General features: G+C 41.4%; 17 protein-coding genes. 10 read left to right on the top strand and 7 right to left on the bottom strand.

All coding sequences use genetic code 11. The features are described from left to right. From ACMXYR_RS06270 to ACMXYR_RS06250, 5 genes are all read left to right on the top strand, one after another. Complete coding sequence (locus ACMXYR_RS06270; protein WP_415903335.1) at positions 1 to 1014, top strand: CobW family GTP-binding protein; 1014 nt, start codon at positions 1 to 3, stop codon at positions 1012 to 1014. 89 nt (positions 1015 to 1103) lie between these two features. Further along, positions 1104 to 1592: a hypothetical protein gene (locus ACMXYR_RS06265; RefSeq protein ID WP_415903334.1), complete on the top strand. Its 489-nt coding sequence runs from the start codon at positions 1104 to 1106 to the stop codon at positions 1590 to 1592. 26 nt (positions 1593 to 1618) lie between these two features. Continuing rightward, the gene (locus ACMXYR_RS06260) at positions 1619 to 2221 is read left to right on the top strand and encodes an SCO family protein (protein WP_415903333.1); all 603 of its coding nucleotides are present in this window, start codon (positions 1619 to 1621) and stop codon (positions 2219 to 2221) included. Beyond that, positions 2221 to 2682 (top strand): copper chaperone PCu(A)C, encoded by a 462-nt coding sequence (locus tag ACMXYR_RS06255; protein ID WP_415903332.1) that lies wholly within the window; start codon positions 2221 to 2223, stop codon positions 2680 to 2682. Before ACMXYR_RS06260 ends, ACMXYR_RS06255 begins: the two co-directional genes overlap by 1 nt. A 282-nt stretch (positions 2683 to 2964) precedes the next feature. Continuing rightward, positions 2965 to 5652 (top strand): EAL domain-containing protein, encoded by a 2688-nt coding sequence (locus ACMXYR_RS06250; protein WP_415903331.1) that lies wholly within the window; start codon positions 2965 to 2967, stop codon positions 5650 to 5652. A 74-nt stretch (positions 5653 to 5726) separates the two neighbouring features. Here ACMXYR_RS06250 and ACMXYR_RS06245 read toward each other — a convergent pair whose 3' ends face one another. Then, positions 5727 to 6368, bottom strand: a complete 642-nt coding sequence (locus ACMXYR_RS06245; RefSeq protein ID WP_415903330.1) for a TlpA family protein disulfide reductase — start codon at positions 6366 to 6368, stop codon at positions 5727 to 5729. Positions 6369 to 6499: 131 nt separating this feature from the next. Between ACMXYR_RS06245 and ACMXYR_RS06240 the strand changes: the two genes are divergently transcribed. After that, positions 6500 to 6781 carry a hypothetical protein gene (locus ACMXYR_RS06240; RefSeq protein WP_415903329.1) on the top strand — a complete coding sequence of 94 codons (282 nt, stop codon included), beginning with the start codon at positions 6500 to 6502 and terminating at the stop codon, positions 6779 to 6781. Between the two features lie 25 nt (positions 6782 to 6806). Here ACMXYR_RS06240 and ACMXYR_RS06235 read toward each other — a convergent pair whose 3' ends face one another. The 4 genes from ACMXYR_RS06235 to soxY form a co-directional block, all read right to left on the bottom strand. Further along, entirely contained in the window at positions 6807 to 7334 is a 528-nt protein-coding gene (locus ACMXYR_RS06235; protein WP_415903328.1) for an elongation factor P hydroxylase, read from the bottom strand. A gap of 10 nt (positions 7335 to 7344) precedes the next feature. After that, on the bottom strand, positions 7345 to 8052 hold the full coding sequence (locus tag ACMXYR_RS06230) for a hypothetical protein (protein WP_415903327.1): 708 nt from the start codon (positions 8050 to 8052) through the stop codon (positions 7345 to 7347). Between the two features lie 143 nt (positions 8053 to 8195). After that, a complete protein-coding gene (gene soxZ, locus ACMXYR_RS06225; RefSeq protein ID WP_415903326.1) occupies positions 8196 to 8513 on the bottom strand; it encodes a thiosulfate oxidation carrier complex protein SoxZ in 318 nt (105 codons plus the stop codon). Positions 8514 to 8544: 31 nt separating this feature from the next. Then, complete coding sequence (gene soxY / locus ACMXYR_RS06220) at positions 8545 to 9000, bottom strand: thiosulfate oxidation carrier protein SoxY (protein ID WP_415903325.1); 456 nt, start codon at positions 8998 to 9000, stop codon at positions 8545 to 8547. Between the two features lie 375 nt (positions 9001 to 9375). Between soxY and ACMXYR_RS06215 the strand changes: the two genes are divergently transcribed. Both ACMXYR_RS06215 and ACMXYR_RS06210 read left to right on the top strand, forming a co-directional pair. Continuing rightward, positions 9376 to 9864, top strand: coding sequence for a hypothetical protein (locus ACMXYR_RS06215; RefSeq protein WP_415885109.1), 489 nt, complete (start codon positions 9376 to 9378; stop codon positions 9862 to 9864). Positions 9865 to 10075: 211 nt separating this feature from the next. Beyond that, on the top strand, positions 10076 to 11086 hold the full coding sequence (locus ACMXYR_RS06210) for an NAD(P)/FAD-dependent oxidoreductase (RefSeq protein WP_415903324.1): 1011 nt from the start codon (positions 10076 to 10078) through the stop codon (positions 11084 to 11086). Here ACMXYR_RS06210 and ACMXYR_RS06205 read toward each other — a convergent pair. Then, positions 11076 to 11543, bottom strand: a complete 468-nt coding sequence (locus tag ACMXYR_RS06205; RefSeq protein ID WP_415903323.1) for a DUF3833 family protein — start codon at positions 11541 to 11543, stop codon at positions 11076 to 11078. The genes ACMXYR_RS06210 and ACMXYR_RS06205 overlap by 11 nt on opposite strands. A 126-nt stretch (positions 11544 to 11669) precedes the next feature. Between ACMXYR_RS06205 and folE the strand changes: the two genes are divergently transcribed. Next, positions 11670 to 12308, top strand: a complete 639-nt coding sequence (gene folE, locus ACMXYR_RS06200; protein ID WP_415903322.1) for a GTP cyclohydrolase I FolE — start codon at positions 11670 to 11672, stop codon at positions 12306 to 12308. Between the two features lie 85 nt (positions 12309 to 12393). Here the strand turns inward: folE and ACMXYR_RS06195 are convergent, their stop codons facing one another. Continuing rightward, positions 12394 to 12687, bottom strand: a complete 294-nt coding sequence (locus ACMXYR_RS06195) for an ArsR/SmtB family transcription factor (protein ID WP_415893967.1) — start codon at positions 12685 to 12687, stop codon at positions 12394 to 12396. A 116-nt stretch (positions 12688 to 12803) separates the two neighbouring features. Here ACMXYR_RS06195 and ACMXYR_RS06190 point away from each other — a divergent pair, with 116 nt between their 5' ends. Next, positions 12804 to 13775 carry a permease gene (locus tag ACMXYR_RS06190; protein ID WP_415903321.1) on the top strand — a complete coding sequence of 324 codons (972 nt, stop codon included), beginning with the start codon at positions 12804 to 12806 and terminating at the stop codon, positions 13773 to 13775. Positions 13776 to 13835: the final 60 nt, after the last annotated feature.

Below are 13835 nucleotides of genomic sequence, written 5' to 3'. Positions count from 1 at the left end.
ATGTCCCTATTAAAAAACATTCCTACAAACATCATCACGGGATTTCTAGGGACAGGTAAAACAACAGCCTTAAATCATCTTCTAACTCAAAAGCCTGAAGAGGAAAATTGGGCGATTTTAGTGAATGAATTTGGTCAAATCGGAATAGACCAAGCAGCTCTAACACAAAGTAGCGAAGGCGTTAATGTGAAAGAGCTCGTTGGTGGATGTATCTGCTGTACACTAGGTCCAAGCCTAACTTCAACATTAGCCACGCTGCTAAGGCAAACAAAACCTGATCGTTTAATCATCGAACCTACAGGTATAGGTCACCCTGCCGGCATCGTAGATACGCTGAAAAATGAGCATTTCAAGGATGTGTTAGAACTCCACTCCATTATCTGTTTGGTTGACCCACGCTCGATCGATAACATCGAAATAATGGAACACCCTACGTTCCAAGACCAGATCAATCTAGCCGACGTTATTGTGTTAAACAAAACGGATCTTGCATCCGCAGCGCAAATTACTACTACAGAACAAAAAATAGCAGGGCTCTACCCAGCTAAGCAAAAGCAGGTATTAACTACCCAAGGGCAAATTGATAGTTCACTGCTAGATATCACCCACAGGCTCAAAGAGACAGAATCCCAGCCACAACAGCATAAGCACTTATCTCTGGACGGAAACAATGCTAATCCAATGATAGGAATGTTATTTCAGCCTCGTCCAAAAGAACCGTTCCATAAAGGGAACATCAATGACGGTTTACACACAATGGGTTGGATATTTAATCCTGCAGATAAATTCTCGACCCATAAATTAAAAGCAGTTTTGCAAAGCTTTGAAAATGTAGATCGGATTAAAGGAGTCTTTAACACTGATAAGGGCTGGAATTTCTTTAACCAAGTAGGACGTGAACTTAGTATCGAAACTATCGCTTATCGGCGAGATAATAGAATCGAGGTTATATCCCAGCAAGGCCATGATTGGAGCAAATTTGAGCAACAATTACTCAGCTGCATCATTAACTAAAGAAAAGATGTATTCTTGGTGCGACAATTTGTCACTTTTGTTGTCACACTGTAAAAACGTAGACTATACCCGTACTCAGGAACAGATAAATGAACGAACCAACTCAGGGCCGCAACACCCTCCCCCTACAGATTTTGATTATCTTTGTGATAATCATAGGGTTGAGCTCTGTGATCTATCTGCCCCAGCTGTTGCAAGAAGCGCCCCCTCACACCCGTCAATTGCTAACAGCTCCTGAGTGCAATTTACATCAAGAAAAATGTACAGCGGCTAATGATGATCAACAAATTGAATTATCGATCATTGCTGAAGAAATAAGTTCGAGTAAGCCACTGCTTTTTAATGTAACTATTGAAAATATTGCGGCCGAACAGGTAATGGTAGATCTTCAAGGTAAGACAATGTACATGGGGATAAACCAAACTTTACTGACAAAAATTCCGGGAGCAGAAAACACGTGGCAAGGGACTATTACCCTCCCAATTTGCACAACCGGAAAAATGACTTGGATCTCTTCCATTAAGATTGAAGAACAGGGGCAAGTTACACAGGCCAATTTTGAGTTTGATGCCCGATAACCTTTTACCTAAAGGATAGATGATTAATGACCACCTTAAGAAATCTTCTTCTACTTACACTCGTTATGCTCGCGGGCGTAGCTCTAGCTTTTTATCTTCGCCCTCAGCCTGTAGAGCAACGTATCGCATTAGGTGAAAAACTTGGAGGGGACTTTACCCTTCAGTCAGAGCAAGGTGAACTAAAATTAGAAGATTATCGCGGTAAAGTTGTATTGTTTTTTATTGGCTACGCTTCTTGCCCAGATGTTTGTCCTACGGCTTTAGCTGTAGCAGCACAGGGCCTTAAAGATCTAACGCCAGCCCAGCAAGAGAACGTGGCTGGAATATTTATGAGTGTTGACCCAGATAGAGATTCACCAGAGAAGCTAGCTAAATACGCTAGTTACTTTCATCCTAATTTCCACGGTGCAACAGCAGATCGTGAAACTATAGATAAAGTAGTGAAACAGTACGGTGCTTTTTATCGCATGGTCGAGTTAAAAGATTCTGCTCTCGGTTATGCTGTTGACCATTCTTCCCGCCTGTACCTTATCGATCAGAATGGCAAACTATCCAAAGCCTTAAATCATGCACTAACTCCTCTTGAGCTCAATAAAGAGATTCAAGCGTTATTAAGCGAGGAAACATAATGAGTAAAAAGACTCTGTTAACTACCTGTCTGGCAGCAATTTTCAGCCTAACGCCTTTCACTGTAATGGCGGAGATTATTACCACCGACGCTTATGTAAGAGCCATTCCTCCTGGGACTAAAACTACAGCTGCCTTTGTTACAATTACTAATAAAAACTCTAAAGATGTTCTTCTTAAGAGTGCTACTAGTAACGCAGCAGATGCAGTAGAGCTTCATAACCATATTATGAAAGATGGTACGATGATGATGCGTCAGGTAGACAGTGTAAAAGTTGCAGCTCAACAATCTGTAAGTCTAAAGCCTGGTAGCTATCACATTATGTTGATCAACCTAAAACAAGACATCATGGTAGGTGATAACATCGAGCTTGAATTAAGCTTCTCAGATGGAACTAAATTGGAACTTGAAGCTCCGGTCAAAAAAATTATGGACGGTATGCACTCTCACCATCATCACTAAGAGTCATGAACATAGTATATAAAAGGCCCTGTTTCTAATAGGCCTTTTTCGTATACGCAGACTAAGGGTCATCTTTTAACTAAAATTGCCTGCCCGACTCCACCCTCTCAATTCTTTTCCCCTAAATATCCACACAAAATTAATTTCGGATTCTCTCGCAACCGCGTAATAGATGTACTACTTTGTAATAAGACAGCAAGCCGAAAGGCTACTTGGAAAGGCTAACTAGCTGAAATCGTCGCCGTTCTAAGGACTAGAGTTAGATCAGCAGGAGGCTGAACTATGCATAGCGCACCTGATTTCAACATACATTGGTACCACAGTCTTCAATTTCGTGTATCGGCAATATTCCTAACTATTTTCTTTCTGATAATGGTGACGATAATCGCCGTAGTAAGCGCTATCGGCGACCATCTGATAGAGAACCAAGCGTACCTAAAACTAAGTAAGGCGGGTGACAAAGTTGTCTCAGAACTAAACCAACGTATCACCATTGCTGAATCAATCGTCATCTCTATGGCTGATATCGCCAAAGTAATACCAGCTGATGATGCACGTTTCACTTCTTTAATGCTTTCTCTTCTCGATAGAGCAGGTTCTAAACATCTCATAGCAGGTGGTGGAACTTGGCCAGAGCCCTACATATTTAATAAAACCATTGAACGGAATAGTCATTTTTGGGGCCGAGATCGCCACGGAATATTAAATTTTTACAACGACTACAATCTGCCAGAAGGTAATGGCTATCATCATGAAGAGTGGTATGTGCCGGCTAAACATCTTGGTATAAATCAACGCTACTGGTCAAAATCTTATACTGATCCCTACTCTCTACAACCTATGGTCACAGTAACTGCACCACTTTACGACAATGATAAATTCTTAGGTGTTACAACAGTGGATCTAAGACTCGAAGGGCTGCAAAAGTTACTCCATGAAGCTACGCAGGAGTTTGGTGGATATGCATTCGCTCTGGACCGAAACGGCAGGTTTTTGTCCTTTCCTGATGACAAACTAGCGCGCCTATCAACACCGTCTTCCGACGAAGGAAGTTTGCTGCCTTACATAACGATGGAAGAGCTAGCAAAAGAATTTAAAACATTTGAATCTCTCGCCAGATTACTTCGTATTCAGAACAAATCTCTAAATTCACCTAACGGCTATCCGACCGATACGCTTGCTACAGCTCTCGCAAATGATAGTTATCAGATCAATTTGCCAGAAGCGAAAATCATTGCATCTTTACTCAGTAGACCTGAATCTAAAAATACTCAAAGAGCCAATGAACTTATCGAGCAAGATTACTTTTTAAATGAAGCTGTGTTTGTAACTGTAACTACGATGCCTAAAACCGCTTGGCAGATTGTTACAGTGATGCCAAACAGTTCCGCCCGTAAGGATGCTAAAGCACTCTTTAATCAACTCCTTATGGCTACTATTTTTATTGTTTTGATTGCCATGGTGCTTGTCTGGGCCTTATTGCGTTATCACTTAACGTATCCCCTTTTTCAACTTACACAGCAGATACAAGACGGTTTAACTGATGATCATCGCTCGCAACAGCTGATAAAAACGACAGACAAAGGAGAGCTTGGTGCTTTAACTCACTGGTTTAATCGTAAGACTGAACAACTATTAGAAAGCCAGTATCAGATCCAAAAATTAGCTTTTTTTGATCCTTTAACTGGCCTACCAAATAGACGCTTACTCTATGATCGCTTGAATCAGCGTCTAGCCAGTGCAGAAAGACAACGCTGCAGTGGAGCTGTCATGTTCTTGGATTTAGATCATTTCAAACACCTCAATGATTCTCTAGGTCACAGCATAGGGGATGAGCTGCTTATTCAGGTAGGTAACAGGCTTATCGAGTGTTTACGAAAAGAGGACACTATAGCCCGTTTAGGTGGTGATGAATTTGTTGTTATTGTTGCTCTACCCCGCCTAAATCAAGAACAGATATATGAACACGCGCGTATTGTGGCTAGCAAAATAATCGAAGCTCTCGATGTTCCCTTTGAACTTAAATCTAACCACTTCCATATCACTACGAGCATCGGTATCACCTTCTTCAACCAAGCTCACTTTGGCGCGGAAGAGCTACTTAAGCAAGCCGATACAGCAATGTATCAAGCTAAATCAAATGGTCGACACCATTACTGCTTCTTTGAAAAAGATATGCAAACCAAAGCAGATGAACGCTTACGAATAGAAGCTGAACTTCGCTATGCAATTTCCCACAACGAATTAAATTTGGTTTATCAGCCTCAGGTTAACGTGAATGGAGAATGTGAAAGCGTTGAAACCTTATTACGCTGGAACCATCCTAAGCGAGGTTTCATTTCACCTGATGAATTTATTCCTATCGCTGAAGAAAGCGGTTTAATCATTCCGCTAGGGCATTGGGTAATCGAACAAGCCTGCTGCCAAATGAAAAAATGGTATTACCAAGGCAAACCTATTCGGTATATCGCCGTTAACGTTAGTCCACTACAGTTTAATCAGACAAATTTCGTAAACGATGTTAAAGCAAGTATCCATCGTTTCCAGATTAAGCCTGAACAACTCATGTTGGAAATAACAGAAGGTGTCATCATAGATGACACTGAAGCAGCCATTACTAAGATGCACATCCTAAAAGAGCTAGGAGTCAAAATATCCATGGATGATTTTGGTACAGGGTATTCTTCCCTCACCTACCTAAGATTACTGCCATTAGATGAATTAAAAATTGATAAAAGCTTTATAAACGATATCACCACCGACCCTAATGATGCCGTAATTGTCGGAAATATTATCTCAATGACTCACGAGTTGGGCTATGCGGTTATAGCTGAGGGGGTAGAAACATTAGAGCAGCAGCAACTGCTTTTGAAGCAGGGCTGCAAACATTATCAAGGTTATTATTTCAGTAAACCTCTCAATGAGGAGGATTTAGAGAAGTACCTAATCTACGAAACATTAACCGCTTAAAATATTCCAAGTCATTTAGGAATGCTCACAAGAATTCAGCATTCCTAAAAAAGCAGGCGGTGGTTGCCAAGAGATTAAGCGTTTTCTTTTAAATAGCTGATCAATTGATCGATATCGATATGAAAACCATCAAACGCTACCACGCCATTCGGATCAATAAGAGTAACCCACGGTGTTCCACCTGTGCGATAACTCACCATAGTATTTGGAAAATAGCCAGGATCAGTTCGTGGTCGATCAGTATCACCCGGATCATGCCCAAATGGTAGATCTAACCCGTATTTCAGCTGATTCTTACGTAAAGCGTCTGCATTATTTATGGTATAGCCTTCAAAGGTCGTTTGAATAACCGCGGCGACAATTGTTTCGTCATCAGGGAATGCTGCTTTCAGCTTCTGCAAATTTGGAAAGCCAATGGAATGACATGCAGGGCACCACTCCTGAAAGCACTTCAAATAGATCCACTTACCTTTATGTTCTGATATTAAGAACGGATGAGTCTTATTCCCTTTGCCATCTATCCAGTGATCCACTTTTAACTCAGGTGCTACACGTCCCCTTATGCCACGGGTATTTTCTGTTGCTGCGGATGGACCAGCCAGTAGACCAAATGCACCTATTCCTGCAGTTGTTAAAGCTGCTGATTTAAGCAATTGGCGACGGGTTAGTTGCTTTTTGATCGGGCTGGATTTCAACTTCTCGGTTAGATAAGACATATCAAACTCATATATTGTGTGAGATTGATAGACTGTTTTGCAACCTGATAGTTCACAAAAACGTCTGGTTCCATTGTCCAAAAATATCTTTAAAAGGTATTTACCACTACGTAGTTCTTGCAGTATGGGTTATGCAGCTCAAAGAGTGGCCTTATGATAGTTCTTGTCATCACCTTGTTATTTTTGCCGGTACCGTAATTGCAGATCCTCTGGAAGCAAAGAACTACAAAGTCGTAATCACTATGCATTGTAAGGTAGGAGAAGTCAGCTGCAATAACATCACTTACACAGGAAAATCAAAGAGATCAGGAAGCAACATCAGCTATTTCGTCTATGAATCAGATTTACTACAAGCGGTTCGCGAACCGAAAGAAGTACTAATAGACGAGCAAGGCAGTTGCTCATTCGAATAAATCTACTTACCTTTAAGCTAAAAAATTAAAGGCAAAACTCTTCTTTTAACAAAGGCGGTCTACCTCTTTGCTTTCTTAAAGCTTCCACCAAAATTCCGACACGTTCAGGAAGACCGTTCTCAAGCAACTCATGAACTGTATTCAGAACATTTGCTTTAAAGCTATCACTGGCACCTATATCAGAAGAAAGATTATCCGCACTAAAGTTAAATTTATGCCCTGCAGCTTTAGACATTAACCATTCAAACGCTTGTGGTCGAATCTCTACTTTCTCAAATTCAGCCTGTTCGTCAGCAGTGCGTCCATCCGGCTTATACCAATAACCAAAGTCTTCTAATTTTCGACGCTCAGGACCAGCAACACACCAATGGGCAATTTCATGCAACGCACTGGCATAGAACCCATGTGCAAAGATAACTCGATGGTGCGGATTATCTTGGTCTGCTGGTAGATAGATTGGTTCATCATCCCCTTTTACTAGAATCGTATTTAGAGAGGATTTAAAGAGCTGATTAAAAAGGGGGATCAACTCATCAACATTCGGTTCTTTCACTTATAACCTTTTAATTACTAATGTAGGGCTGCCAAGTATTTTGTTTTAACCACCAAGTATCACCGCTGATACGGTTAATTCTGGCAGCAACATAACCTTTAACATCATTATCGGCTCGCAATAGCACGACTTCGTATTCCGCAGTACCTGTGCTCCCGCTCTCTTCAAGTAAGTGCCACTGACCTTTATCGGCTAGCCAAGCTTCACCTGTATAACGATGAAAACGAATCAACACCCATTGTCCCTTTGAGGTATAAGCTGACGCTATGCGAAATGCACCATCTTGAACTTGACTGCTCAGTTCATTCGCCATCATAGTAATTTGATCCAGCACACCATTAAACGCATCAGGTGATACTGGTTCAGATTGAGTAGTTACATCAGGCTCAATAGCCATTGTTTGAACTTCACTCGCTAAACGCTGAAGTTGAAGCGCCAGTTCTTTATTTTGCTGTTGTAGTCGGCCAGCTTGAGACTTAATCTGCAATAGATGATCTTGCACAGCTGTCATTCTGTTAGCGATGATATCCAACTGATTTGCTGGTTGAAGACCTGAAGATTGCGAAGGCTTCACGGCCGCCTTTAGCGCCGAAGTTGAAACATTAGGCTGACCTGCATTACTTGCATTTGCAACATCGGATTCAGATTTAACCCCCGCTGAGTTGCACGCGGTAAGTACAAGTACCGAACAAAGAACAAGAACTTTAGAAAAGGACACTGCGTCTCTCCTGACCTGCAGATCGAAAGACGCTATTTTAACCCATTACTCGACAGTTGGAAGCTTTAGACAGGAATAGCTATTTAGACAGGAATAGCTATTTAGACAGAAATCGACAAAAACATTTCTGCCACTTAAGCGTTTTATTTGATTTTTACAACTTCTGTGGCTGTTTTACCGCTGCTTTCGACCCAAGTAAAAGAAAGCTCATCCCCCTTCGCTCCACCAGCGAAAGTGAATACAAAATAAGGATTCCTAGACACCGTAGGCCCTAAATTTACCGCAAAAACCTCTTTACTAGTATGAACAACCTGAAGCTCTTGGAGGTACAAAGCAGGAATAAATTCACCTGTTTTGCTGTCTTTTCGAAAACCACTTTCCATGGCATGTTTTGCCATCATTTTCACTTTGGTTTTACCGGAAGAAACCTTGGTTTTAACTCTAATAATGCCCGTCGCCATAATAACTCTCCTAACTATTCCTTAGATAAACTTAACCACAACCACCGACAGTGACGGTGACATCTTTAGCTGCGCTATAAAGTTTACCTTCAGCTTTTACTACGGCTGTGATTAGTGAGCTTTGAGCCATTCGAACTCGGGTAGAAACATCAGCTTCAGTGCCTTCTGGAATTTTAAACTCAACAGCAAGAGGTGTAGGGTTATCTTTGACATAAATGCTAATCGACTCAACATTAGCAATACTAGAGCGAACAGTTACCGGAACAATGGCGCCGTTTTCTGCGGTATCAGGTGCTTTTAAAATGACGTCAGCACTTTCTTCAGGCATCCCGCCTAAAAGTTCTTGTATGGCGGTGTCTTGGGCTTGTGCCTCAAACGCTGCCGCTTTCCAAGTAGCCAGTGCGACACGCGGCATCAATACACCCGCCCCTATCAACGCACCACCTAGCGAAAGTACTTTGACTATTGATCGACGATTCATGCCCATTTCATTTTCCTCAATGCTTCGACCTCCTGAGAGATCTAAGCCGTTTCACTTAAACAATAACTTTAGCTTACGCAATTTCATCACGTTGTAAAATGGCTCGAAAGAACATAAAACATCTATTCAATAAAAATGAGATCATTGAGCTTTCAATTGTGTATTCAAATGATTCTATAACTTTTGACTCCGAGACAAGCTTGTGATGTTGATATGACTAACCACACTACAAACAATGAAGGCAATTCAACTAATCTGACTAGTATGAATGAGATTTTACTGACTAGGATCGAGTTTTAAGTACTTCCCCCTATCCTCACATTCAAAACTAACCTAAAATCCAAATAAGGTTTTAAGCTAGTAATAAGGTAAGGAAAAACGATGGCAAATATTTCACTGACAGAAGACCAATTCCAAGTATTGGTTAAAGACTTTTTTGCCAAAAAATCGGCTCGAAAACTTCTTACCCAGCAAGAAAACATTGCTATAGCAGAACGCTTAAATGAGAAGGTTAGTTTACCTTTTCTAAGCGAAGCAAAAGAGCACGCGGTGCTTGTAAAGACTATTCTTAAGATTGATAACTACCTATATGAACAGCTTCCAAACGAAATTTATGAACTGATTCATAATCTTGATGAAGGCTTTGATGATAGCGAAGCAGCTCAGTTGGCAGCTCGCCTAAGCAAACAAGCTCACGATGATATCAATCTACCGTTCCTAACAGCGCACGTTGAATACTACTCAATTACCTTCGTTCTAACCTTGCTTATTAATGCAATGCGAGAAGGCTCAAACATCGAGCATGCGATTGCAGTAACACAACACCCTCGCGTAATGTGCGATGATTTCCCTTTCCCTGATCTAATCTGATCACTATTTATGATCAGCTGATCTAATCCTCTCATTCCGCCGTAACAAAGCTAAATTACAACCTGTAAACGCTTTGTTACCGGAGTGAAGTTAGTTTGGTTTTCCAAGTGCTTTCGTAACCATCTATATTGATCTCACCTCTACCCTACTCTTCGAGATAATCTTTTAAAGCGTTTCTGGTATTCATTTTTTATGATTCCGGCGAACAACTATGACAGAAATAAAACCACATGTTGCCATTATTGGTGCAGGTCTAGCAGGTACAACTCTTACCGACATTTTGACTTCAAATGGCATTGATGTAAGCGTTTATGAGAAAAGCAGAGGTACGGGTGGTCGTATTTCCAGCTTCAAATTAGATGAAATGAGTGCCGATCTTGGAGCTCCTTTTATCTCAACAAATAATAGTGCCTTTTCTACTTGGTTAGCTGAAAGTGGCGTGTTAGAAACTTGGTCACCCATTTCAAAGAGTTTCGACGGTGAAGAACAACAATCACCAAATCTAATCACAGGTAGTTCACGCCTTAGTAGCCTAACCAGACACTTGCTGGCTCACGCTAATTTTCACCCTGCGACTCGCGTGGGCTATATCTGGCCAGAACTCGATGGCTCCCCAAAAAAGGTACGCCTTCGCGATGAAAAGGGTGAATCTTTAGGCGTATTCGATGCCGCCATAGTTACAGCTCCGGCACAACAAGCAGCAACCTTATTAGAAGCAGTTCCGCACTTTTCAAATACCGCTAAAGCCATTACCCCTTCAGCCAGTTGGGTGGCACTTCTTGAAACAACAGACTCACTAGATCAACCTGAACAATTGATAACAGGGCATCACCCTATTTTGTATCGGTGTATCAAAGAAAGCGCTAAGCCTGGGCGAAATAATGTAAACGACACTGCAATTTGGTCAATCGAGGCAAAACCCGAATGGAGCCAAGAACATATCAACCTTCCCAAAGAGGAGATAGAAATTCTTCTCACCCAAGCCTTTCTGTCTATAAAACCAGAGGCTAACGTTATAGGAGTAAGACGCTGCCATCGTTGGTTGTATTCTCGTCACCCAAAAACAGAGCACGGCATGCTTTGGGATGAAGCAACGTATATAGGCGCCTGTGGTGATTGGTTACTCGGAGGAGATTTAGAGGGGACCTGGGTGAGTGCAAACAAATTGTCTGCAGAGCTTATCTCTTGTTTAGGTAATTCACTTAAATCTATTAACTCTTAGAATCTTTCGAAAAGCTGATAAAAACCGTACCTAACTTAATGCCAAACTTTTTGACTACTGCTCGGTTCAATAGCACATTGTTTGGCATTAAAAACATCCAGTCATCAAATTTTACTTTATATTGTCGACCACTAATATTTAACAGCATGTCATAACGCCAGGTAAAACGTGCTTTACTTTGCTTGCCTTCAGCTCGACCTAAAACATCCCCTGCCGTTCCACTATAAACCGTATTTTGACCACGCTCTATAACCCAAGTACGGTTTTCAAGCTCTCCATCTTCGTAAAAAAAATCTTCTTCTAATGTCAGTTGATCACCCGACACTGTACCTTTTATCGCTACGCTAAATAATCGACGAATGTTGCCAAAGCGATCCTCAAACAATCCATAAGCCGTTGTTTCATCTTGAAAATATTCAAAAAGGTCAAGTTCATCAGGCCAATCAGTTTTATTCATCACAGTAAAATTCGGCTCTCTATTTACTGATCACATACGTTAAAACCGATAGTTCAGATCATAACTGATCTAAAAAGCGATCAACCATGTATAATGCACTCCTCTAATATCAGTAAGGAATAAAACATGATCTCTGCTGAAGCAGCTGCTGTACGCGATCAACTGATCGAAAAAGGCCTAGAAACACCAACAATTGATAACGGCCTTTCACAGGAGCAAAAGTATGAGCGCATAAAGAGCTTAATGACTGAAGTTGTTGGGACGCTAGGGTTAAACCTAGAAGATGACAGCCTTACAGAAACTCCCCATCGTGTGGCGAAAATGTACGTCTACGAGGTGTTTTCTGGGCTAGATTATGAAAACTTCCCTGATATGTCGATGATTGAAAATAAGATGGACCTAGAAGAGATGGTAAAAGTTAAGGACATCAGTGTTCTTAGCTCTTGTGAGCACCATTTTGTTACCATCGATGGTACGGCTAAAGTGGCTTATATCCCTAAGGATAAAATCATAGGTCTGTCTAAGATTAACCGCCTTGTGCGCTTCTTTAGTCAGCGCCCGCAAGTACAAGAACGTCTAACAAAACAGATCCTTATTGCACTTCAAACACTATTAGAAACAGACAACGTTGCGATATCGATCAACGCCACTCATTACTGTGTTAAGTCTCGCGGTGTAATGGATGTTAACTCTCAGACAGAAACAACTGCATTAGGTGGAATCTTCAAATCTAATACACGTACACGCGCAGAGTTTTTAACTTAAAAAACAAGGCCGATTGGCCATTTGGCAAGATCTATTAGAGCGTCTGGTTATGCCGAGCCATGCAGACGCTATAAACACCTAAAAACTATTTGTTCTCGTTGATACAGCACTCATCTTTCAGAAAATCGATCAACCCATCCAACTCTTGGTATTGAGGAACACAGTAGAGTGTTCTGCCCTCTCTTTGCTGCAACACCAATCCCACAGCTACCAACCTCGAAATATGATGAGATAAGGTCGAACCCGGAATTCCTAATTCAGATTGAATCTCTCCAACAGGTACACCCTGTCTACCTCCCCGGACTAGATAACGAAAGATTTCTAGCCGAGTTGTATGACCTAATTCAGCTAACCGCTTAGCCGCTAATTCAATTTCCATAACCTAACCCATCAACAATATATTTCCATAATAATAGAAATATATTGACAAAACAAAGTAAGAGCTAGATTATATTTCCATAATTCTAGAAATATAGAATACACAGGATAAAATTTATGCTTAGCTATATAGAGAAATATGCTTCAGACCCTGAACTCGCATCAATGTTAACCACCAGCTTGGAAATGTTCCTGCAGCTGTTCTTGGAATTGACGCTCCTATTTATCGTGATTAGTTACTGCGTTGCTTTGATTAATCAAAAACTGCCAACCGAACGAATTCAACAACTGTTGGGTGGAAGAAATGGTCGTGGCTACTTAACTGCCGCTGGACTTGGTGCGGTTACACCCTTTTGTAGCTGCTCAACCATACCTATGCTGATTGGTTTATTGAAAGCTAAAGCGGGTTTCGGTCCAACCATGACGTTCTTATTTACATCGCCCCTTCTGAACCCAATCGTAATAGCCTTGTTTATTCCGGTGCTGGGGCTGGAAGTAACCCTGTGGTACGCAGCTCTAGCTTTAAGTGCTTCGATTATTGCTGGGGTTTTATTGCAGTATTTTGGGTTCGAACGTCATATCAAACCAGATATGCTTGAGGCAAAACCTAGCTGTAATTCAGATTGCTCACCTTCACCAAAAACAGAGTGCTGTAATGAGACAGTTCAACAGGAACCAACTATCTGGAAAAAAGCTTGGGCAGAATCATGGGCTCTCTTTCGAACCATGTTCCCATACATGCTAGTCGCTATGTTGATCGGCGCCTTTGTACATGGATTTATACCGGATGACTTTTTTGCCGAAGTGGCTAATGCCGATAATCCAGCAGCAATTCCAACGGCGGCTTTGATCGGCATTCCACTGTATATAAGAGTGACCGCGTTGCTGCCATTGATAGGCTCATTTGTCGCAAAAGGTGTAAGTTTAGGCGCGATCATCGCTTTAGTGATTGGTAGCGGCGGCGCTAGCCTGCCTGAAATGATACTGCTGAGACGATTATTTTACTGGCCACTGATGATCGCGTTTTTAGCCGTTATCTTCTCAATAGCCGTAATCAGCGGTTTCACACTCAATGCTGTCATCGGCTAATGACAATGGTTCAAGCAGATAATTCATGTTAGGCAACATGATTATCTGCTTACCTCCCAT

It is taken from the genome of Neptuniibacter sp. QD29_5 (genome assembly GCF_047778125.1).
Taxonomy (GTDB): Bacteria; Pseudomonadota; Gammaproteobacteria; order Pseudomonadales; family Balneatricaceae; genus Neptuniibacter.
This window is presented reverse-complemented; position numbering and strand designations above follow the sequence as displayed.

Coding starts and splice junctions, on each gene's coding strand:
- ACMXYR_RS06265 (WP_415903334.1), top strand. CDS start 1,104: ATGAACGAACCAACTCAGGGCCGCAACACCCTCCCCCTACAGATTTTG.
- ACMXYR_RS06190 (WP_415903321.1), top strand. CDS start 12,804: ATGCTTAGCTATATAGAGAAATATGCTTCAGACCCTGAACTCGCATCA.
- ACMXYR_RS06270 (WP_415903335.1), top strand. CDS start 1: ATGTCCCTATTAAAAAACATTCCTACAAACATCATCACGGGATTTCTA.
- ACMXYR_RS06260 (WP_415903333.1), top strand. CDS start 1,619: ATGACCACCTTAAGAAATCTTCTTCTACTTACACTCGTTATGCTCGCG.
- ACMXYR_RS06195 (WP_415893967.1), bottom strand. CDS start 12,687: ATGGAAATTGAATTAGCGGCTAAGCGGTTAGCTGAATTAGGTCATACA.
- ACMXYR_RS06245 (WP_415903330.1), bottom strand. CDS start 6,368: ATGTCTTATCTAACCGAGAAGTTGAAATCCAGCCCGATCAAAAAGCAA.
- soxZ (WP_415903326.1), bottom strand. CDS start 8,513: ATGGCGACGGGCATTATTAGAGTTAAAACCAAGGTTTCTTCCGGTAAA.
- ACMXYR_RS06210 (WP_415903324.1), top strand. CDS start 10,076: ATGACAGAAATAAAACCACATGTTGCCATTATTGGTGCAGGTCTAGCA.
- ACMXYR_RS06250 (WP_415903331.1), top strand. CDS start 2,965: ATGCATAGCGCACCTGATTTCAACATACATTGGTACCACAGTCTTCAA.
- ACMXYR_RS06240 (WP_415903329.1), top strand. CDS start 6,500: ATGCAGCTCAAAGAGTGGCCTTATGATAGTTCTTGTCATCACCTTGTT.
- folE (WP_415903322.1), top strand. CDS start 11,670: ATGATCTCTGCTGAAGCAGCTGCTGTACGCGATCAACTGATCGAAAAA.
- ACMXYR_RS06255 (WP_415903332.1), top strand. CDS start 2,221: ATGAGTAAAAAGACTCTGTTAACTACCTGTCTGGCAGCAATTTTCAGC.
- ACMXYR_RS06205 (WP_415903323.1), bottom strand. CDS start 11,543: ATGAATAAAACTGATTGGCCTGATGAACTTGACCTTTTTGAATATTTT.
- soxY (WP_415903325.1), bottom strand. CDS start 9,000: ATGGGCATGAATCGTCGATCAATAGTCAAAGTACTTTCGCTAGGTGGT.
- ACMXYR_RS06215 (WP_415885109.1), top strand. CDS start 9,376: ATGGCAAATATTTCACTGACAGAAGACCAATTCCAAGTATTGGTTAAA.